We start from the raw sequence: 19545 nt of genomic DNA, 5'->3' as shown, positions 1-19545 counted from the left end.
GCCTGGATATTATTGGTTTCAAATCAAAGGGTGCTAAAAATCTTTTCCATGATCTAGTTTCAGGTTGCATTTTTAATGCATCTTCGAAGGAAATCAGGCACTGTTGTCGAATATACAAGGTAGCTTCATCCCTTTCCACTTTTGCTTTATTTGGTTTGATTTACCTTATAATTCGGCAAAAGTTGGGGTGAAGCCTTTATTTTAGGCCTTCAAAACCTTGATTTCAATGAGTTTTTTAGAATGAAATTTTCTCTATATACTACAAGCACTGTCAATAATGAGGAAAAAGGTAAAAGAAAAGGCACCAGTGCTTCCATCCCGTAAACAGTTCCCATGGTTCTTGTTAAGGGAGGAGATGTTGTCCACAGAACCACCGGAGTTGAATCGATCACCCATGAGAAACGATCATAAATGAAGGCGAGAAGGGAATGGATAGTACTAATGGGGGTTATTTTCGCCAGAAACAACTGTATCTTGCTATTTCCCGTAATCAGTCCCACAGTCTCCACAAGAGGCCACACAACACCTACAGCGGCCCCTAAAACAGGTGAGCGGCTCAGCAGGGTAATCATGGCGACCAGACTTGCCCACATAACCGCCATTATACTGCAAAGCATAATGTTCCTAAGGGGTATCCAGCGTAATAGGGCAGCCGGTTCGCGGCCCGGTATCTCACTTAAAAACAGTGTCGTCAGCACTGAAACGAGCGCTACAAAAATCAAGATGCCGGCCATGTACAGGGCAAGGGTCAGAAACTTGCCTGAGATTACCAGCATAAGGCGCTTTCGCAGTACAGCAATCTGTTTATTTACACCTGTCTGTAAATCATCCGCAAACCACACGGCACCAACATATCCAACAAGTGAAGTCCCCCCCAATCCGGCAAGGCATGTCGCCCCTGCGGAGGTGAGGATATTCTCCCATCGAAACCAGTACAGCATTTGTGACAAATCAACTCCGGAAAAAGGGTTTGGTACTCCAGGGGGCATTTCAATCGTACCAGTATAAAAGGCCAAAGCCCTATTATACGCACCGACTTCATCAGGGATCACATATATTAGAAATAGCAGTGGAATGATGTAAATAAAAGGTTTGCGCACGACCCGGTTTATCTCCGCCTGTATGACTCGTAAAAGCCCGCTGCCTGTCATTTGGACCCCCCCGAAGTCTGTTTTTCCTCCAGCATATGTTCCAGCTCTGGAATTAACAACCGGCTGCTTTGTGGGGTAATATCATGCTCAGAGAGATGCTGTAAAAATGAGTGGCCTTGTCCTTTCTAACCGTAGCCGTTACCCAGGCCCCCCTTTCACCGCTTTCTATAACCAAAGAAATACAAAGCAGGTCCATTGGAATATCCTTGGGCAGATAGAAAATTACTTTGGCAGCTTGTTCTGCCAATTCCTTTGTTTCACCGGCGTAAACCAGCCTGCCTTGGTCAAGTATGACAATGCGATCGGCGAGCAGTGTAATGCGTTCCAATTGGTGGCTGGAAAAGATCAGGAATCTATCTTCGGAGCGGTAAGGATCAAAGGTGTCTTCCAGCAAATGCTGCCCCTCCAAATCCAAGCCGTTAAACGGTTCATCCAGGATAACAACCTGAGGATCCCCCAGAAAGGCATTGGCCAAACCCAGTCGCTTGCGCATGCCCTGGGAAAATTCTTTAATCTTCTTCCCCTTTGACGGAACACCCCATCTTTCTATACCTTCATATATCTCGTGTGCTTTCACTGGGTATTCACGAAGGGCATTGAAATATCCTAACTGAGTCTCCGCGGTCAAGTAAGGATAAAAAGGGGGATCTTCGTACAAATAGCCCAAGGAACCACGAATATTCTCCACAGGCTGTTTCTTAAAACTTACAGCCCCTGCTGTTGGGGAGATGCGTCCTGTTAAAATGTTAAACAGTGTGGTCTTACCTGCCCCGTTGGGTCCCACCACAGCTGTTACCCCTGGCTCAATAGCAAACCGCAGCTGTTTTAACGCCTCCTGATTTCGATATTTTTTCGTGACTTCAAAAAACTCAAACATTGTTTTACCTCCTTGCAACAAAAGAGAGAAGATTAGGAGTAAAGGCCAGCAGAATCCTTTACTCCTAACCCTAAATTTAGATCCATCCGAGTCTGTAAAATATACGATTTAATACACATAAACTGTTGATATCGGACATAAAAATTGAAGTACTTTTTTGCCAGATATCGCATAGCCGCTCAGCATAGTTGTGTATAATCCGGCGCTATTATACCGGTGAACTTTTTGGCCGCTCCAAGTTGAAGAAAACGGAAACGCAGCCCCAGAAGACGTCTTCCCATTACCCCAATGCACAGTCCAATATACAGCTTGCATCGCACCAACATAGGAATGCGCACCGACAGCAGCCTGTGCATTTAAACCCTCCCCTTGATGAACACCCCCCTTCAAAGTTTTGCCAAAGTTTTGCCTATAGACTAACATCAAAGGTATATACTGTAAACCCCCAGAACTGGGGGTTTTATTCTTTCTTTTTTACAGAGATCAATCAGAAGCGAGCCTCAAGCTGATGAACCATACTCAGCGACTGAGCAAGGCAAGGACCCCTTTTATGCCACCTTTCACACCAAGCTTTTGGTATATTTGCTTGCGGTAGCCTTCAACAGTGGAAACGCTGAGGTGAAGCTTTGCTGCTGTCTCTCTGCTGCTCAGCCCGGAAAGTAACAGACTCAGAACATCATGCTCACGGGCGGTAAGTTTTACAGCCACTTCCGGTGGGATAAGGCAGGGTGCCGGTAACATATCACCGGTGTTTAGATCCTGGCAGCAATCTGCCATTAGCGAAAACTCCCGTTCGATCAAAATGGTAAGTGTCTGCAGGTGTGCAACAGCTAAGCCCAGTTCTTTCTCAGCATGCATCGAAATGTCGAGGTAGCCAAAGATTTCGCCTTCCGGATCTTTTAGTGGACTTGCAACGCACCACCAATCTTTAAATAATCGGCAGTAATGCTGCTCACCCCGAACAGCAACAAGACGCCTGTACTCCCGCGCTAGAGCTAAAGCATTGGTGCCGCAGCTTTCCTTCGTAAAGAATGTACCGGGTCTAACACCGACTTCTTCGATGTCGGCCAGAAACCCCGGAGAAGTGAATATTTTAAGTGTCACTAGCTTCGGATCACAGAGAATGTAGATGTAGCAGTTGTTTTGCATGCCAGCATAACTTAGAGGGGCAATATACTGATCAGCAAGGTCAAGAAGGTGAGCACAAACTTTAAGGTGCGACACGAGTGTAGCTGGCTCAAGGATCTTTCGGGGCTTTGTTAACTCCGGTGACACCTTTAGAAAACTGCACTGAAGGTAAGAGGCTTTAAGCTCTTCGGGAGTGCAGAAATAGCGGATATAATCCCTTAAATTTGATTCCCGCAAGAAAGGCATCACCAATCACCTTTCGATCTATGTCGTTGGTTATATATCATAACACTTCAACAATTCGTAAAAATAGTTCCGATTTCCTGCTATAACTACACATTATTGTGACAATTTACCACGTGTTTGCTATGACCGCAAGCCCTAGTTTTAAAGGAAAAGGTAATCGAATGCAGGTTTTTATGAAATTAATTGGAAACTAATAGAGAAAAAGGGAACTATGATGTCCCTGGCAAATTATCCTACCGGGTGTTGCAATGTATATTAAACACCGAAAAATTATTCTCCTGCCCGTCATCCCAACAGGATCAAAACACAACACAAACGGGCTGTATTGATGTATAAACGGGGTTTGGGTATAAAAAACAGCCGTTGCAACGGCTGTTTTTAGGAGCGCTATTTTTTCTTATATTTTATTACCGAAAATCTCTCTTTGGCTTCTGTTCCCTCGGCAGCAGCTTTTTAAAACTCTCTTTCTCTCTGCGCTCAAGCTCTTCCAAACTCCTCACCTGTAAAGCAAAAGCAGCCATCGTGATATTGTTCAGCCTGTTGGATGAGCGGAAAAGGCGACTTTACACCGGCTTTGAATCTTTAAAATGGGGCCACGGCGGCGACCGTAGAATTGCTTCCCTGTTAGATTTAGTCGAAAAGACCGTAGCCCGGGGGCGCCTGGAGCTTTTAGACGAAGACCTTGACTATGAAGGCGTTCGCAAACCCGGGGCGGCCGCAGGCCGCTAAAAAAGGGCCCCCGAAATAATCGATAGAATTGAGGAATTTTTGTTGGTAGGGACATCAGCGCACTCGTTCACGTTGTATGCCCCATACCGCAGCCCCAAAAACGGCGACGATACACACAACCATTATGCTGATCTGCAGTCCAAACTCACTCCATACGACCTGGCCAGTGGTTGAGGCTGTGACTAGTTGACCCAGGTAGTAGGTGGGGAGCAGGCGTAAAAAAGTCTCCACCTTGTCCGGCATTTGTAGCATCGTCGTCCAACTTGGTACCATCAGAGCCAATATGACGACGCTACTCCAGGTATTTATTTCATTAACGGTGTTAAACAAACTACCCATCAGCAGACCGATGAGGACGACTAGCAGTGCCCCCAGAACCAGGGCCAGTAGTGTGAGCGGCCACTGGCCCTGCCAGCCCTGATTAAGAGTAAGGATGATTAACGCCATAAGCAATGCATAAAACAGTCCGACCAACGACTTGGCAGCGACCACATCGCTCGCGCCGGCCGGTGACACTTGCAAGGCCAGCAGGGTTTTCTTTTCTTTCTCCTCGACCAACAACATGGGCACAACGAACGTACCGACGATTGCCAACGCCATCACCAACAACATAACCAAGAAAGCTGATCCTGGGTCGAGGCCGGGAGAATTTTCCTCAGTTGGATTAGACAAGCGGGTCACGATAAGGCGAGCCGGCACTTCTTGGCCAACTAATTCCCATACTTTTTCTTGGATCAAGGATTGAAAAGCAATCTGCTCACCGATCCCGGCTCGATCGTTAACATACACTTGCAGATCCGGTTGATCGCCGGCAGCTACACCCCGATCAAAGTCAGCAGGGATAACCAGGCCTCCGATGGTCTCCCTCTCGTCCGTCATCTGCCGGACTTGATCCGGCGAGACAGCCTTGATGATATGAACGTTGGATTGATTCTCCATCTGAGCGACCAGTTGTGAATCACCCGGATCGTACACGCTCACACTCAGTGTCAAGTCCCCTGCCGGGAAAATCAGTTTAAATAGTATTGAGAGGCCTACCGGCAGTATGATGGCGATCAAAATATAAGAGTTTTTAATCGCATCAACAAGATCTTTTCGCGCGATGGCCAGGACGACGTGACGATTCATTGCACCAGGCTCCTTCCAGTTAGTCGGATAAAGATATCTTCCAGTGTTGTCTCCTGTGAATGGATGCTTAGCACATGGTCGGCCTCAATCAACTCGCATAGCCGTTTGTTATCCTTTCGGTCATCAAGACAAAGCGTTATCTGCTGCTCGTCATGCAAAGTCAGCTTGATGCAACGCAGGTTTAGTAACGCCTGTCGTTTGAGAAGCTTGGGTGTATCGTGTGCGATAATTTTCCCCCGGTCAATAATCGCCAGATGATCACAGAGCTGGTCGGCTTCTTCCATATAATGTGTCGTGAGAAAAATCGTCACACCTTGTTGTTTCAAATCGACAATGACCGCACGAATCTGTTGCGCCATGACCGGGTCCAGACCTCGCGTCGGCTCATCGAGAAAGAGCACCTGTGGCCGATGCAGGAGCGCACGGGCGATAAGCAAGCGTTGCTTCATGCCGTTCGAATAACGGCGTACTGCTTCATGCTCACGACCGACCAACTGAATCTGTTCAAGCACCTCGCAGATGCGTTTTTTCTCAACGCGGTACAAACGAGCAAAAAACGCCAGATTCTCGTATCCAGACATACGTTCATAGAGATTCTGTATTTCAAAGACAACACCGATACGCTGTTTGAGTGCGGTCCGTTGAGTGAGGACGTTGCATCCGGCCACGTAAGCTGTGCCGCTGGTAGGTGCCAGTTGTCCGGTCAGCATACGGATAGTCGTCGTCTTGCCGGCGCCGTTAGGACCCAGAAAACCGAATATCCGGCCTGGTTCAACTGCAAACGAAATACCATCCACAGCGATGGTGCCGTTATAGGCGCGGTATAACCCTTTTGCCAGGATGGCTTTTTCACTTTGCAGCATAGGTACTCTCCTTGTTAATTGTCTTATATAGTCATACTATACGACATTTGTTTGTGTAAAACTCACGTATTCCAGATTACCAGACCCTCTTGATGCTCTCAATAATACATAAACTATTGAGCCTTTTCAAACTCTACCCTCCGAGGTGGTGCTAGGGTTCAAGTAATATCTACTGTATGTCTATCTAAGGTGATAAAATTGTTGCTAAATTCGACCAAATCCTTGCAAGTACACAGACCCTGTCCTATTTAAATACAGCTTCGCCCTTTCACACTTTGTTTGTGCTACAAAGCTCATCTGATTTATAACATCCTTCGATATCAACGCGATCCAGCGACGATTAATATCTTCCAGAATTTGTTCCCTCGTTCAAAAAAATTATATATTACTAATTATGTCCTGTGAAGTAGACAACTCTCACTTTTTGGCGTGAGGATCTTCCCGCTTTTTCCTACTGATTCATGGCCAAGGATATCTCGTATGTAAACAAGATTAACTCCAGCTTGCAGAAGGTGCATCGCTAGCGAATGCCGGAGGCAATAACAGCTCAGCTTGTCAGGGACTAATGAAGGGATTTTTTATTCGGGCTCTATGCACATATTTATTTAGGATGTAATTCACCCCGGCGCGGGTAAGCTTTTCACCTCTGGCATTGCTAAATAAGGGGTACATATTCGCATATGGCTCCAAAAGCCTGTTTTCCTTCATGTAGATACGTAGGTGTTTGAGCTGGCCTTCCAGCAATGGGACGATACGTGCTTTGTTTCCTTTGCCGATAAGTTTTACAGTGCTGGGGCTTTCCAGCCTTACCATGGATGGTCGCAGGTCGATCAGTTCCTGGACGCGGCAACCACTATCATACAGCAGCGCAAGCATTGCCAAGTCACGGCGTCCGCTTTGTGTCGTCAGGTCAGGTTCGGCAAAAATAAGCCGAACCCCTTCGATTGTAAGATAGTATATTGATGGTTTGACGGTTTTCTTGACCGGGATTGCAAGGATGCTTTGCCATGTATAGATGTCTGCCGGATCGCGGTATTGCAGATACCTAAAAAATGAATGCAGTGCTGCCAGGCGAACATTCCTTGAGGAGGTGCTGCACCCTCTGTCCTGCTCAATCCAATTCAGAAAACCGATAACCACATCTTTGTCAATATGTTTCAGCATCAGCGTTTCGTGTTACGATGTCCGAGTACTTCTGCAATGACGGGAACTGGTGTTTTTTTCTCAAGCAGAATTCCCACCAAGCTGTGCCTGAGCGCGTGTGGACCGTGCCTTGGGCTGCCTTCATATTTTATGCCTGCCCGCCTCATATACAGGCAGACGATGCTATGCAGAGTGGCGTAGCTCAACCGGACATAAGGCGGGATATATCGCTGTTAATAAAATAAGCTCAAAAAAAGGAAGTAATAGATGAAGTAAAGGTTCCTGAAGGACTCTCTGGATTGGGATGCCAGTAAACATGAATATAAGAATGTTAAAAGATGTTTCTGTAGAGCGTAGACGCTTGCAGTAGCATCCAGATAGATCGGCTCTTTTAGGAGAAGATTTCTTTATTTATATAACAAAGTCAATCGGCACCCAGCGTCGACAACTCCATTTTTTCAGCTTGCTCTCGGCCTCTTGCCTTTCCATTTCATCAACGTTTTGTTGCTCATCTAGGAATAACAATCCCCATAGATTAACAACCGGTTCCGGCAATTCTCTCAAACCATTCAGATCCTCACGAAAAACATCACCGATTTTATTCTTCCCGTAGAATTCAAAAAGCCACAAGATCTGCTCCCATGTACCGAGAACCAGTGTTGTCTTAATAATCATTTTATCGTGTTTTTCAGTGTCTATTTTCTGGAAGTTATAATTTCTAAATAGTCGCTTAAAACTATCTGGCAACTTCATTAACACCCTCCATTTCTAATTACCGGATTGTTTTTTAAGAAACTCATTACTTCCTGACGCAAGAATTCTTCGATATCATTGCTGCCTACTTTTTCTCCCAGTAGAGTATCAATCGCAGCTTCTTTATCCTGTATATCTCGCGTATATACAAGCTGCTGCAGGAACAACTTTGGAGAGAAAACTGTCTCCTTGCCAATCATAAACTTCTTCGGGGCTTCTTCCAGAATATATTCAATGCTTACTAACCTGTGCTTAAAAAGAAAATACAGATCGATGTAGTCTCTAAAAGTAATACGCCTACCTAGAGCGTAAGCCTTCATCAGGGCTATCTCCAATGGATGTGCCAGTTTAATACCAGATAGATATTTTGATGGTTTTTGGCCTTCTACAAGCGGGTTTACAAGTGGAAAAGGATATGCTAAAAACGTTACTTTTGTCCCGCTAATTTCAATGATTGTTTGGTCTATTTTCCGTAATTCAACAGATATATCCTCTTTTCTAAATATATCTCTTAGATCCTTCAGAATTCCGTTAAAGTCAATCTTCTCATGAGTTCCTATCCGGAAAAAATCCAGGTCGTAAGATTTTCGATGGTTTAGCTGAAGGGCTAGCGCGGTTCCCCCTGCCAGGTAATACTGCTGCATTAGTTTGCTGTGACCCACAGCCCCACAAAGATACCATCCGTTATTGTCCAAGACCTCAGTTAACATATCTGGCAACTCCCATAAGATCTGTTTGCTATAATTATACCATTATTTGATAATAATAACTTGGATGATACTTTAAAATAACTCCTTTTCTTCTTTTTCCCTGCTTAAGAAAGCCCTGTCTCCAGAGGAACACCCTCTGGCAGGTTGTAACAATTCTTTTAAGATGAATACCACTTATTTGGATCAAAGTTAAGTTCGTTGACAAATTTATTATTTACTTTAACGTCTGCCTGTTTTTTGAGTTTCATTGTATACTGAACCCAGTAGGATTTTTGTAGTTCCTGTTTTTTCATCACCTCTGAATTATTGTCGCCTATTCCTATTATAGGGAGTTTACTTTTATTTTCCGCTTCACTAATCACATCTTTATAAACCTTATCCATTACAATAATTTGATATGCATTATACCATTCGTATTCCTGCCAATACTCGTCTTCTGAAATACCCCAACTCTGGATCAGTTTATCAACACCATCTCGGTACTCCGGGTCCGATTTGTATTTTTCCTTATGTATAGACAGAAATTCATCAATTTCTGCATTTGTGGGAAGAAACCCTCTTTGTACAGCTTCATTAATAAATATCTTATTCTCTACTAATTCATTGAAAATATCATTGGTCCCTTTTGCAGGGTTGACGGAGGCGTATAAACCTTTCCTGAATTCCAATTCACTTATCGTAAGGGGAACATCTCCTATCTGTGCAACCACAAGATGATCCGGATATTTAAATGTTTTCAAACTCTTAGTTGCTTCTTTTAATAGATTCTTATGGTTTCGTACATATTCTCCTGTAGATTCAAAAACATCATCGAGTGTTGGGCGATCTTTTGCATAAAGAGCATTATTTTGCTCGTTATCCTTATCATTGATAACCCCCGTAATCATAATTGACAATACTGCAAGAATGATAATAACGAAAACCACGGCACACTTGAGTAATTTTGCGTACTTATTTTCCATAAAATAAAACCTCCTATTGTAAGTTACTATATTATCCATTCCGTTATGCGGTTCCTTATTAGTTTAAAACCACGGTGTATATGTGTAATCGGTCCATAAAAAAGGATACCAAGAGCAAGGTAAAGCAAATGTAGTTCCAACTTGTATACGGTAAGTAGCATTTGGTATACCTTCCAACCAAGTGTAACTGTATCTGCTTAATAACCACAATGTCCCGCCTGGAACAATTCTCCAATTAATTGTACCATTATTAAAAGATTCATTGCCAAGACTATTTACAACATTATTGCTTGTATTTAGAAGATAAACACCTTGGAGAACAACCGTTCCATTTCCTATTAACGGAGGGTAAATAATATCCGCAGGAGTTTTATATGAAGCTAAATCCTGATTAGTCGCTGCTTTATAAGTATACCCTCCTCCTGAAAACCCGGTTATAACCGTGCAAATATAATCATTACTATATTCAAAACATCTATAGCCCCATTGAAGATTATACGCATTATGCTTAAAATGCTTATATCCATCGACTTGAGTTGCAGCCTCTACATGTTTTCCTATAATTGTTAATTTAAAAAGAAACACACATAATAAACATAAATAACACAATATTTGTTTTTTATTTAACACCATAATGACTTCTATCCCTCCAATTATTCTTTTCACACTATGTACTACCCAATACAATCACTATAAATTATCCTCCTCGTACAGATTAAGTAGTTTTTCGGAAACTCATATGATAGTCTTCACACTGCTTTGCAGTTTTATATGTACACACATCCACTTCCTTTCTTCGCCAAATAATTTTGCCCTCTTGACCCTTTTCCAGTAATTTCGGCTGATACCAGTTGAACCAGCAAGTAACCCCAACTCCTGTTATTACAATGATAATCAACGAACATCTCTTTGTTTCAAAGTTTTGCCTATAGACTAACATCAAAGGTATATACTGTAAACACCCAGAACTGGGGGTTTTATTCTTTCTTTTTTACAGAGATCAATCAGAAGCGAGCCTCAAGCTGATGAACCATACTCAGCGACTGAGCAAGGCAAGGACCCCTTTTATGCCACCTTTCACACCAAGCTTTTGGTATATTTGCTTGCGGTAGCCTTCAACAGTGGAAACGCTGAGGTGAAGCTTTGCTGCTGTCTCTCTGCTGCTCAACCCGGAAAGTAACAGACTCAGGACATCATGCTCACGGGCGGTACGTTTTACAGCCACTTCCGGTGGGATAAGGCAGGGTGCCGGTAACATATCACCGGTGTTTAGATCCTGGCAGCAATCTGCCATTAGCGAAAACTCCCGTTCTATCAAAATGGTAAGGACCAGCCACGGGGACGGTGACTTTGGCAGGTATCACCACTCTACTATCATAGAACAATAAGCATCGCCTAAAGGAAAAACTTCCCTCAGTGGTGAACTAATGTACATGCGACACTGTGCGCAATAAATTCCTTATTTGATTTTTTTGGGGGGGTGGCACATTGGGTAGGCTACCTAGAAAGCAAAGTACAACCGGCATATATCACGTAATGGTTAGAGGCATTAATAAAGAACCAATATTTCATGAGGAAAAAGATCGCTCGCGCTATTTAGAGGTTCTGGCTAAGGTAAAAGAAAGTGCTCCTTTCCTTATTCATGCTTATTGCCTGATGGACAATCACGTCCATCTTCTCTTGCAGGAACTTGAAGAGCCTATCGGGGATACACTGAAGCGGATCGGTTCCTCTTATGTCTACTGGTTTAACTGCAAATATGAACGTGTTGGACACCTATTTCAAGGGCGTTTTCGTAGCGAGGTTGTTGAGGATGATTCATATTTTTTGACCGTTTTACGTTACATTCATCAAAACCCTGTGAAAGCTGAAATAACGCGGCACTGCTGTGAATACCCTTGGAGTAGCTACGCGGCTTATGCTGGCGCTGCTCAACGGGGTTCGGTGCTGGTGGACACCGCTTTTAGCCTGGGCGTGATGGGCGGACGCGAGCAGTTGTTACGGTTCATAAACACTCCAAATAGCGATAGATGCCTCGACATTGAAAATGTCATTCCGTTGTCAGACAGCGAGTTCTTTATGCTGGCGGGTGTATTATTGGGCGGGAAGCCAATAGCTTGCCTGATGAAAATGCACCCTGGGGAACGTGACCAGATTTTGAGGCAATTTAAGGCTATAGAAGGGGTTACCATTCGTCAAATTGCCCGCCTAACCGGTTTAGGCAGATGGGTGGTGTCCAAGGTTTGACCAGCCAAAGTCACCGTCCCCGTGGCAGGATAAAACTGCTCATTGTAGAGGATGACGCTTTTTTGCAGGATGGCCTGTGTGAGTTGCTCCGGCGGGAAGGATATTCTGTCGATTGCGCAAGCACATGCGGTGAGGCAAAATGCTTGATGGCAGGGAACGATTATCACTTAATTATTCTGGATATCATGCTTCCGGACGGCAACGGGCTTGATCTATGCGCCCATTGGCGAAGCGGGGGGAAAGATACTCCCATTTTGTTTTTAACTGTAAAGGACGAAGAAATTCAAATTGTACGGGCGCTGGATGCAGGAGGGGATGACTATGTAACAAAGCCTTTCCGTCTGTTGGAATTGCTGTCCCGCATCCGTGCACTGCTCAGGAGAAACCAGCCTGTTGTCTACGAAAAGGACGGGCTGCGCATTGATTTGCAAAAGATGAGCGTCTTTTACAAAAATGAACAATTGTTTTTGACGCCGACGGAATTTCAGCTGTTATCCATTCTGATTCGCAACCCGGGGAGAGTAGTGACACGAACTTTCTTGCTGCAAACCATCTGGGATGATCAAGGACTGTTTATAGATGACAACACCCTTTCCGTACATATCAGCCGGCTGCGCGAGAAGATCGGCGGCACCTATATCCGAACTGTGCGTGGCATCGGCTATCAGTGGGTTGAGGATAAGGCATGAAACTGATCGCTTTACTCGCCGGGCTCACAGCAGCCCTGGGGGCATATTTAAATCACTCTTCTGTGGGAATAACAAAATGGGTTGGGCTTGCACTGCTTCTCACAGGTGTTGCAGCACTTATGCTCTGTTTCTGCGTGTCGAGGAAGCAAAAGAAAACCATCTGCGAATTGCATGAGCAATTAACGGATTTTCTCGAAGGAAGGGATGAAACCCCCAAATTCAGTACAAGCGACAACACCTTTTCCTTGCTGGAAAATAATGTGGTCGAACTGGAAAACAGGTTGCTGTTGGAGCACAACAACAGGCAGCAGGAAATGCAAAAAAACGCCGACTTCATTGCCGACATTTCACATCAGCTCAAAACACCGCTTGCAGCGCTGAGACTCTACTGCGAGATGGATAACGATTACAATTCCAGTGCCCATACCCCCAAACAGCTCGTGCTGATCGAGCGCATGGAGCATCTGATCTCTTCACTGCTGCGGCTGGAAAAACTCCGCGCCAACATATATGAGATGAATTTTGCTTTGCACGATTTTTCCGAGTTGGCCAAGCAAGTATGGGAAGAACTCCAGCCCCTGTATCCCGAAAAAGCATTTTGCGTCACAGGCAAAGTGACCATGCGCTGTGATGCCTACTGGATGGGTGAAGCGCTGAAGAACATTCTGGTCAATTCCTGTAGACACACACCCCCAAACGGCAGGATTCAGGTCTCCCTCGCAGCTGCTGATTCTTCCATCACCATAACTGTTGAAGATGATGGCAAAGGGATACCGGAAGAAGAACTGCCCAAACTATTTCACCGGTTTTACCGCTCTTCCCGTACACAAAAAGGAGGCGCCGGCATCGGGCTTGCCATTACCAGAACCATTGTGGAAAGGCATCATGGAACGATCTTTGCGGAAAATACAGCACAGGGTTTAAAAATCACCCTCTGTTTTCCTAAATTGGACGGAATCCTGGCCATAGGCTAACCTTGCGAAAATGTAAGACAATCGTCAGGGAAATGAAAGATTCAGCTGATAGGATCAGTCGCAAGGGGGTAAAACCATGCAAATTTTAAACTGCTGTGACCTATCAAAAACCTATGCAAACGGCGAGAACACCGTTCATGCCTTGCGCAACATCACCGCCAGCTTTGAACAGGGAGAATTCTGCGCAGTGAGAGGCCCCAGCGGCTCGGGCAAATCGACACTTTTGCATATTCTCAGCGGGCTGGAGTATCCCACATCAGGAAAGGTGTATTACCAGGGTGAAGATCTCTTCGCCTATAACGATAATCAGCTGTCTATTCTGCGCCGGCGCAGGTTTGGCTTCGTGTTTCAGGCGTATAATCTTGTACAGGAATTGACCGCCTATGAGAACATTTTGCTGCCTGTGCTGCTTGACAAGAGAAATCCCGATGAAAAATACATTGCCATGCTCATTGAACTGCTGGGGATCGAAGACCGGCTGCATCACCTGCCCAATGCCCTCTCCGGCGGCCAGCAGCAACGCATCGCCATCGCCCGGGCACTGGCCAACAGGCCCTCCATCCTGTTCGCAGACGAACCCACAGGCAATCTCGACGGAACGACGGGCAAAGAAGTTCTCTCTCTGCTCAAATATGTCGGTAAAGAGATGGGTGTGACCCTCATTCTCGTCACACATGACCTGAACATCGCCGAACAGGCCGAGCGCATCATCACACTGGAAGATGGAAGCATCACCTTTGACAGCTGCCGGCAGGAGGTGTAAATGATGCATCTTTCATTTTCCGTAAACTCCATTGCCATTGCTAATCTCCGAAACAGACGCAGAGAATACAGGTTGCTGATATCAGGGATTGTGCTGGCCATCTATTTTGTTGCTGCTACCCTCCTTTTCGCTGCCACCATGTTCACCTCACTGAAAGAGCAGCACTACCAGCGTGTAGGCAAGCAGGATGCCATCATTTTTAATTGCCAGGATGCGCCGCTGGAGGAATTGCTGGAAAGTGGAGTTTTATCTGAGTATGGGACAGCTGAAATAATGGGCTATGTCCTTCCGGACGGACAGAACAAAGCCAACGGCTTTTCCATTGCCAGATTTGATGAAACCGCCCTTACCCTTGCAGGGAAGGAAGCCCTAGAGGGGAGACTCCCCAACAAGGCCGGGGAGATTGCTCTTGAGCGGAGCACCCTGGCGCGGCTGCGCACAAAAGCAAGTATAGGCGACACCATCACACTTACGCTTTTGATCCCGGATGGCACAGATTTTATGGGTTCACCTGTCCAAAAAACCTTTACAATAGTGGGGATAGTCGCTGACAAGCTTGGTTATTTAAATCAGTGGGCTTTATGTGCCCCGGCATATCACGACTATCCTGCGGGTGTGCTCTCTGTGGATGAGCCCATAGCTGCCGGCGGCAAGGAGATCGTGAACTGCTACGGACGCTATGCCCAGAGCACCCATACTTCATTTGAGCAGCTGAAATCATTCTGTGAAAAATATGGGATTATCGATGACAATTTTGGTTGGGCAGCTGTTGAGAACACGCGCTACCAATTTCTCAACAACAGCAATAATACCAATGATGATACCATCATCGCCACCTCTGTGTTCTTCATGATCATCGCCCTGATCCTGATGTGCGCCGCCTGCCTGGGCATTATCAACTCCTTCTCCGCCAGCCTCGAATCACGCAAGCGGCAGATAGGCATGCTGCGCGCAGTGGGCGCCACAAAAAGGCAGATATGTAACATCTTTGGCAGGGAGACACTTATTTTATCTGTTTTTTCTATCCCTCTCGGCTTGCTGTTGGCCTGCCTCACTGTGTGGGGCATCACTAGGATACTGGGTCCAAACTACATCTTTCACCTGAACGCATTAATCATAGCACTGGTAGCAGCGGCCGGTGTGCTATGCGTTCTGTTTGCTGCTTCCATTCCGCTGAGAAAAGCAGCTAAGATACCGCCCATGCAGGCCATACGGGATGTAGATCTATCCCGCAGAATGAAGAAAAGCACGGTAAAAAGCGAGAAGGTTTTTAACGTCTCCCGCCACATCGCACGCCGCAACCTGACACTCTACAAAAACAAACAGGTCATGGTCACCGCCATGTTGGTGGTGACCATCATGCTGCTGTCGCTGGTGGTGTTCGCGGCAACCCCGCTCCTCAGTGAGGCCAAATCGGACTATGGCAGCGACTATCACCTGTTTCAACAGGGCCGCGCCATAGATTGGCTGATGGAATACGAGTTTCACAAGCCTGGCATTACCGAGCAGGACAGAGCTGATGTTGCGGCATTGTCCACTGTAAAAACAGTTACAGGGGAAAAAGTCCTCAGTGTAAAGATACTCACAGACAAGATCACGCCCTACATGATGGCTGCGAACGGGTATAGCCATTTTGACTATCTTTCCCCCGAACCGCTGACAGAGGGTATTTCAAATACTCCGGAGCTGCACCGGTCACACTCCCTGCTGCACAATACCTACAAGGAGAGCAAGGCCAAATACGGCTATACTCAGGATTATCTCACTGTGGACTGCTGCGGTATTGATGCGGAAGTTGTAGAAAAGCTCTCACATTTTGTATCTCAAGGAAGGATCAATATCGACATACTGTCCTCCGGTGAGGAAATACTCATCATTGCACCGGAGAAATATGGCATCATTGAAGAAAAATATGACAACGGAAGTATCTCCACACGCATTGATTATGCACTTGATAAAGAAACGGCCTACAGTTCAGTATATCATAATAATATGTTCCAGGCAGGCGATACACTTACCTTAAGCCTATTGTACACTGACGAGCCTGAGGAGCATACCGGTGGGGAAACACGTAAACTTCCGGACAAGGTTGTGCGGATAGACAAGACAGTCACCATCGGCGCGCTCCTTGAAATCACTGCCGGCGAAAAGGACCTGCAAAAATACTTTTCCTCTTACTTCTATCACGAGGTGGGTGATATTATCACCACAACTGCGGGGCTGAGTACGCTCGGCTTCGAGCTTCCCTATGATGCCCTGGCCATCACTCTCTCCGAGAGCCCCGACCCGGAGATGGAGGAATATCTGGACACAAACCTTGCGCTGATCACGGCGCGGACTGCCGGTGCTGATCTCATTTCCTTTGTATCCCTTGCCAGAGAGAACAGAAAAATTACATACGGCCTCTTGATCGCCGCAGGCGCGCTGATTATACTCTTTTTCGCCATCTGTGCCAGCATGGTGAACAACACCCTATCAGCCCGCATTTGGGCGAGCAAGCGTGAGATCGGCACAATCCGTGCTGTGGGAGCCTCCGAGCGGGAGATTGTGCACTCATATCTGTGGCAGTTGGTGTCCATGTTCAGCTGGGGAACAATCATCGGCCTGGTGGCGGAACTGGCAGTGTGCAGGTGGCTGCTAGCAGCAAAACAGATCCCGGCCGTTAACACCGCCCTTCCCGTCTGGCAGCCGCTTCTGTTCGTAGTCTTGCTGTTTTTGATATGCTGCCTGAATATCCGCTCCAAGGTGGGTGTCATCTTCAGGGGCAGCATCGTGGAAAACATCCGTGAGTTGTAAGGAGGATCTCAGATGAAAAGAATCGTTTGTTTCTTCATCATCATATTAATCCTATGTACAGCAGCTGTAATGGTCTGCCCAAAAGAAACAAATGCTGCATCAGCCGCAGATGCGCAGCAAATCGGCGACCCCCCTGCTGCTGATCCTGAACCCGCACAGGCGGTCACCTCTCAACCCAAGCTGATGGTAGAAAAATATACGCTGGACCGCGATTATTTGGAAGCGGGAGAAAGTGCAACAGTTAAAGTTACTATACGAAACACCAGCAGCTCACAACATGTAAAAAACATCAAGCTTTCCTATTGGGAAGAGAGCGCTGAGATTTTACCTGCCGGCACAGGCGCAGCCTACTACAAGCAGATTGCCAAAAACAGTTCCTGTACCTGGAGCTTTAGGGTAACCGCCACTACGACCGCGCAGTCCAAACCACACCCCGCCACCATTACCATGGAATATGAGGACAGCAATGGCAATGCCATCAGCGCCTCTGACCGCATTATTCTGCAAGTACGCCAACCTGTACGCCTCACCTATGAAGAGCCTTCTCTTCCCGTCCGGGTGACACAGGGAGATACGCCGTCTTTGTCGATAAAGCTGATGAATCTCGGCAAGAGCGCCATCTATAACGCCCTCTTGAAATTTGAAATGCCGGGACTCAGCAGCGGCGGCAGCGTACTTGTTGGCACTATTCCCCCCGGTGAGTCCCAAACAGGAACAACCAACTTTCGTGTGGAATCTGAACCACTGGGCCAAGTTTCAGGGACACTTCTTTTATCCTATGAGGATGAATACGGCGAACACTATGAAAAGGAGATCCCTCTTTCTACAACCATCGAAGAAGAAAAAAGAAGCTGCAATCCCCAAAAGAGCTGATACAGCGACAACCGCATCTAAGTTCCCGAGATGGATCATTTGGACCGTCGGAGGCGCCCTTCTTTTTGCTCTGATCTGCTATCTTGTAACCAATTGGTTGAAACAAAAAAAAGCAGCGGGAAGATGATGATATGAGATTATAATTTATAAGCTTCTAGAAGGGATTACCATTCGTCAAATTGCCCGCCTGACTGGATTAGGCAGTTGGGTGGTGTCCAAGGTTTGACCAGCCAAAGTCACCGTCCCCGTGGCTGGTCTTTATAAGCTTCTACAGCAAAACGACGGCCGGCCTCATAAGCACTTTGCAGTGCGTCAGGGTATTCCTTAATAGCACCTTTTGCGTCTATGCCGCGATAGCAGAGAGAATCCACAAAGCGATAATTGACGTTATGAAAAAAAACCTTGGCCACCGCCAAAGCGCTCTCAGAGTAGGCTTTATTCTTTAATGCCCCTACACATAGAAAGAAGCCCGGTCTCCCTTCCTCCAGCTTCACCCAGGGTTTGTCCAGCCTGTACTTAGCATGCCACCAGCATTGAAAACGATCAATTAACATCTTCAGCTGCGCGCACATAGTGCCAAAAAATATCGGCGTAGCTATAACCATACCCCTAGCAGAAGCAACCAGCGGGTAGATGCTCTGCATATCATCCTGTAAAACACACTCTCCAGTAGCCGCACATTCATCACAGGCGGTGCAGGGGCTGAGTTCAAGATCGCTGATGCGGATTGTGTTGATGCCCCCTCCCTCTTTTTGCACCCCCTGGCTAAATGACTGCAGCAGCAGTTCACTGTTGCCTCCGCGGCGGGGACTGGATGAGACAGCCAGGATAGTACTCATACATCAGACCTCCTAATGATAAGATTTAATAATAAGCGTTTTCGGTGTCAGAACATTTCACAGTCTGCCTTTTATACAAGATACCCTTAAAGCAACATAAACTTCTGGTACAATAATCCAAGTTTAATATTTTTCGAAGAATTTAGCAACAACATTATACAGATAGAGATAGGACAATACTCGCTCTCTAGCAGAAATATTAAGGGGTTTTCGTGTTACTGAGATCAACTTGATCCAGTATCTTAAATGGTCGCAAACACTACAAGCATGCTGATTTTTTTGACAATAATTGATATAATTATTGATATAATTAAGGAAACTTGAGAAGTCTGATGGGATGGGTTATGCTTGAGGGCAGATGAAATTTGCCACAACACTATAAAGCTTTCCAATCAAAACCGTGCCATATATTGACAAGGGCATTTATAGGTGCGATACTTACGCAAGATGGCGCTCAAAGCGTTAAAAAAAAGGAGGTGCCTCTGAAATTAATAAAATATAAGGTTGGAGATTTCATGACTCCGGTTCTGTTTCCACTATCGCAGGTGCAGCTATGATAGCTGCATGGGGTCTACCTTGAATATTATGCCGGAAAGATTGGGAATTTTGATGAGCCTTGCTCTTGCAGTGTTGTTCATTTAGACTTTTTAATTTAATTGTTTTTTACACCTAAT

20 protein-coding genes are annotated in these 19545 nt (G+C 45.9%); 7 read left to right on the top strand and 13 right to left on the bottom strand.

Going from position 1 to position 19545, the window contains the following annotated elements; genetic code table 11:
* Nucleotides 1-209 precede the first annotated feature (209 nt).
* The 3 genes from SSCH_RS02375 to SSCH_RS02360 all read right to left on the bottom strand — a co-directional run bounded on the left by SSCH_RS02375 (nt 210) and on the right by SSCH_RS02360 (nt 3402).
* The gene (locus SSCH_RS02375; protein ID WP_044664072.1) at nt 210-1151 is read right to left on the bottom strand and encodes a hypothetical protein; all 942 of its coding nucleotides are present in this window, start codon (nt 1149-1151) and stop codon (nt 210-212) included.
* 52 nt (nt 1152-1203) lie between these two features.
* On the bottom strand, nt 1204-2028 hold the full coding sequence (locus tag SSCH_RS02370; RefSeq protein WP_044664071.1) for an ABC transporter ATP-binding protein: 825 nt from the start codon (nt 2026-2028) through the stop codon (nt 1204-1206).
* Between the two features lie 519 nt (nt 2029-2547).
* Nucleotides 2548-3402 carry a LuxR C-terminal-related transcriptional regulator gene (locus SSCH_RS02360; RefSeq protein ID WP_044664069.1) on the bottom strand — a complete coding sequence of 285 codons (855 nt, stop codon included), beginning with the start codon at nt 3400-3402 and terminating at the stop codon, nt 2548-2550.
* A 363-nt stretch (nt 3403-3765) separates the two neighbouring features.
* Here SSCH_RS02360 and SSCH_RS17985 point away from each other — a divergent pair, with 363 nt between their 5' ends.
* Nucleotides 3766-4131, top strand: coding sequence for a hypothetical protein (locus tag SSCH_RS17985; RefSeq protein ID WP_156972040.1), 366 nt, complete (start codon nt 3766-3768; stop codon nt 4129-4131).
* Between the two features lie 54 nt (nt 4132-4185).
* On the opposite strand, the gene SSCH_RS02350 is transcribed toward SSCH_RS17985, so the two are convergent.
* The 9 genes from SSCH_RS02350 to SSCH_RS02310 all read right to left on the bottom strand — a co-directional run bounded on the left by SSCH_RS02350 (nt 4186) and on the right by SSCH_RS02310 (nt 10984).
* Nucleotides 4186-5259, bottom strand: a complete 1074-nt coding sequence (locus tag SSCH_RS02350; RefSeq protein WP_044664067.1) for an ABC transporter permease — start codon at nt 5257-5259, stop codon at nt 4186-4188.
* On the bottom strand, nt 5256-6122 hold the full coding sequence (locus SSCH_RS02345; protein WP_044664066.1) for an ABC transporter ATP-binding protein: 867 nt from the start codon (nt 6120-6122) through the stop codon (nt 5256-5258). The genes SSCH_RS02350 and SSCH_RS02345 overlap by 4 nt, the downstream gene beginning before the upstream one ends.
* A gap of 555 nt (nt 6123-6677) precedes the next feature.
* Nucleotides 6678-7286: a tyrosine-type recombinase/integrase gene (locus SSCH_RS02340; RefSeq protein WP_052835216.1), complete on the bottom strand. Its 609-nt coding sequence runs from the start codon at nt 7284-7286 to the stop codon at nt 6678-6680.
* The gene (locus tag SSCH_RS21565) at nt 7286-7432 is read right to left on the bottom strand and encodes a tyrosine-type recombinase/integrase (RefSeq protein ID WP_084710864.1); all 147 of its coding nucleotides are present in this window, start codon (nt 7430-7432) and stop codon (nt 7286-7288) included. Before SSCH_RS21565 ends, SSCH_RS02340 begins: the two co-directional genes overlap by 1 nt.
* Nucleotides 7433-7676: 244 nt before the next feature.
* Nucleotides 7677-8018, bottom strand: coding sequence for a DUF6922 domain-containing protein (locus tag SSCH_RS02335; protein WP_044664065.1), 342 nt, complete (start codon nt 8016-8018; stop codon nt 7677-7679).
* Entirely contained in the window at nt 8018-8728 is a 711-nt protein-coding gene (locus SSCH_RS02330) for a nucleotidyl transferase AbiEii/AbiGii toxin family protein (protein ID WP_044664064.1), read from the bottom strand. The genes SSCH_RS02335 and SSCH_RS02330 overlap by 1 nt, the downstream gene beginning before the upstream one ends.
* A 158-nt stretch (nt 8729-8886) precedes the next feature.
* Nucleotides 8887-9690 carry a hypothetical protein gene (locus SSCH_RS02325; protein ID WP_044664063.1) on the bottom strand — a complete coding sequence of 268 codons (804 nt, stop codon included), beginning with the start codon at nt 9688-9690 and terminating at the stop codon, nt 8887-8889.
* Between the two features lie 63 nt (nt 9691-9753).
* Nucleotides 9754-10356, bottom strand: a complete 603-nt coding sequence (locus SSCH_RS02320; RefSeq protein ID WP_198142109.1) for a hypothetical protein — start codon at nt 10354-10356, stop codon at nt 9754-9756.
* Between the two features lie 370 nt (nt 10357-10726).
* Nucleotides 10727-10984: a LuxR C-terminal-related transcriptional regulator gene (locus SSCH_RS02310; RefSeq protein WP_052835215.1), complete on the bottom strand. Its 258-nt coding sequence runs from the start codon at nt 10982-10984 to the stop codon at nt 10727-10729.
* A 242-nt stretch (nt 10985-11226) separates the two neighbouring features.
* Between SSCH_RS02310 and SSCH_RS02305 the strand changes: the two genes are divergently transcribed.
* From SSCH_RS02305 to SSCH_RS02280, 6 genes are all read left to right on the top strand, one after another.
* Entirely contained in the window at nt 11227-11937 is a 711-nt protein-coding gene (locus SSCH_RS02305; protein WP_156972039.1) for a transposase, read from the top strand.
* Complete coding sequence (locus SSCH_RS02300) at nt 11934-12626, top strand: response regulator transcription factor (RefSeq protein WP_232294164.1); 693 nt, start codon at nt 11934-11936, stop codon at nt 12624-12626. Before SSCH_RS02305 ends, SSCH_RS02300 begins: the two co-directional genes overlap by 4 nt.
* A complete protein-coding gene (locus SSCH_RS02295) occupies nt 12623-13600 on the top strand; it encodes a sensor histidine kinase (RefSeq protein WP_044664058.1) in 978 nt (325 codons plus the stop codon). The genes SSCH_RS02300 and SSCH_RS02295 overlap by 4 nt, the downstream gene beginning before the upstream one ends.
* Before the next feature lie 76 nt (nt 13601-13676).
* Nucleotides 13677-14363 carry an ABC transporter ATP-binding protein gene (locus tag SSCH_RS02290; RefSeq protein ID WP_044664057.1) on the top strand — a complete coding sequence of 229 codons (687 nt, stop codon included), beginning with the start codon at nt 13677-13679 and terminating at the stop codon, nt 14361-14363.
* Nucleotides 14364-17159 carry an ABC transporter permease gene (locus SSCH_RS02285; protein WP_044664056.1) on the top strand — a complete coding sequence of 932 codons (2796 nt, stop codon included), beginning with the start codon at nt 14364-14366 and terminating at the stop codon, nt 17157-17159.
* Between the two features lie 12 nt (nt 17160-17171).
* Entirely contained in the window at nt 17172-18032 is an 861-nt protein-coding gene (locus SSCH_RS02280) for a COG1361 S-layer family protein (RefSeq protein WP_044664055.1), read from the top strand.
* A 236-nt stretch (nt 18033-18268) separates the two neighbouring features.
* On the opposite strand, the gene SSCH_RS02275 is transcribed toward SSCH_RS02280, so the two are convergent.
* On the bottom strand, nt 18269-18871 hold the full coding sequence (locus tag SSCH_RS02275; RefSeq protein ID WP_044664054.1) for a flavodoxin family protein: 603 nt from the start codon (nt 18869-18871) through the stop codon (nt 18269-18271).
* Between the last annotated feature and the right edge of the window lie 674 nt (nt 18872-19545).

The sequence above is a fragment of the Syntrophaceticus schinkii genome (genome assembly GCF_000946815.1).
In the GTDB taxonomy this organism is placed as follows: domain Bacteria; phylum Bacillota; class DSM-12270; order Thermacetogeniales; family Thermacetogeniaceae; genus Syntrophaceticus; species Syntrophaceticus schinkii.
Note: the sequence above shows the minus strand (reverse complement) of the source record. Positions and strands in the feature narration are given on the sequence as shown.

Excerpts from the sequence above, each read along its gene's own strand:
- SSCH_RS02375 (WP_044664072.1), bottom strand. The coding sequence starts at position 1,151 with ATGACAGGCAGCGGGCTTTTACGAGTCATACAGGCGGAGATAAACCGG.
- SSCH_RS02370 (WP_044664071.1), bottom strand. The coding sequence starts at position 2,028 with ATGTTTGAGTTTTTTGAAGTCACGAAAAAATATCGAAATCAGGAGGCG.
- SSCH_RS02360 (WP_044664069.1), bottom strand. The coding sequence starts at position 3,402 with ATGCCTTTCTTGCGGGAATCAAATTTAAGGGATTATATCCGCTATTTC.
- SSCH_RS02350 (WP_044664067.1), bottom strand. The coding sequence starts at position 5,259 with ATGAATCGTCACGTCGTCCTGGCCATCGCGCGAAAAGATCTTGTTGAT.
- SSCH_RS02345 (WP_044664066.1), bottom strand. The coding sequence starts at position 6,122 with ATGCTGCAAAGTGAAAAAGCCATCCTGGCAAAAGGGTTATACCGCGCC.
- SSCH_RS02340 (WP_052835216.1), bottom strand. The coding sequence starts at position 7,286 with ATGCTGAAACATATTGACAAAGATGTGGTTATCGGTTTTCTGAATTGG.
- SSCH_RS21565 (WP_084710864.1), bottom strand. The coding sequence starts at position 7,432 with ATGAGGCGGGCAGGCATAAAATATGAAGGCAGCCCAAGGCACGGTCCA.
- SSCH_RS02335 (WP_044664065.1), bottom strand. The coding sequence starts at position 8,018 with ATGAAGTTGCCAGATAGTTTTAAGCGACTATTTAGAAATTATAACTTC.
- SSCH_RS02330 (WP_044664064.1), bottom strand. The coding sequence starts at position 8,728 with ATGTTAACTGAGGTCTTGGACAATAACGGATGGTATCTTTGTGGGGCT.
- SSCH_RS02325 (WP_044664063.1), bottom strand. The coding sequence starts at position 9,690 with ATGGAAAATAAGTACGCAAAATTACTCAAGTGTGCCGTGGTTTTCGTT.
- SSCH_RS02310 (WP_052835215.1), bottom strand. The coding sequence starts at position 10,984 with ATGGCAGATTGCTGCCAGGATCTAAACACCGGTGATATGTTACCGGCA.
- SSCH_RS02305 (WP_156972039.1), top strand. The coding sequence starts at position 11,227 with ATGGTTAGAGGCATTAATAAAGAACCAATATTTCATGAGGAAAAAGAT.
- SSCH_RS02295 (WP_044664058.1), top strand. The coding sequence starts at position 12,623 with ATGAAACTGATCGCTTTACTCGCCGGGCTCACAGCAGCCCTGGGGGCA.
- SSCH_RS02290 (WP_044664057.1), top strand. The coding sequence starts at position 13,677 with ATGCAAATTTTAAACTGCTGTGACCTATCAAAAACCTATGCAAACGGC.
- SSCH_RS02285 (WP_044664056.1), top strand. The coding sequence starts at position 14,364 with ATGATGCATCTTTCATTTTCCGTAAACTCCATTGCCATTGCTAATCTC.
- SSCH_RS02280 (WP_044664055.1), top strand. The coding sequence starts at position 17,172 with ATGAAAAGAATCGTTTGTTTCTTCATCATCATATTAATCCTATGTACA.
- SSCH_RS02275 (WP_044664054.1), bottom strand. The coding sequence starts at position 18,871 with ATGAGTACTATCCTGGCTGTCTCATCCAGTCCCCGCCGCGGAGGCAAC.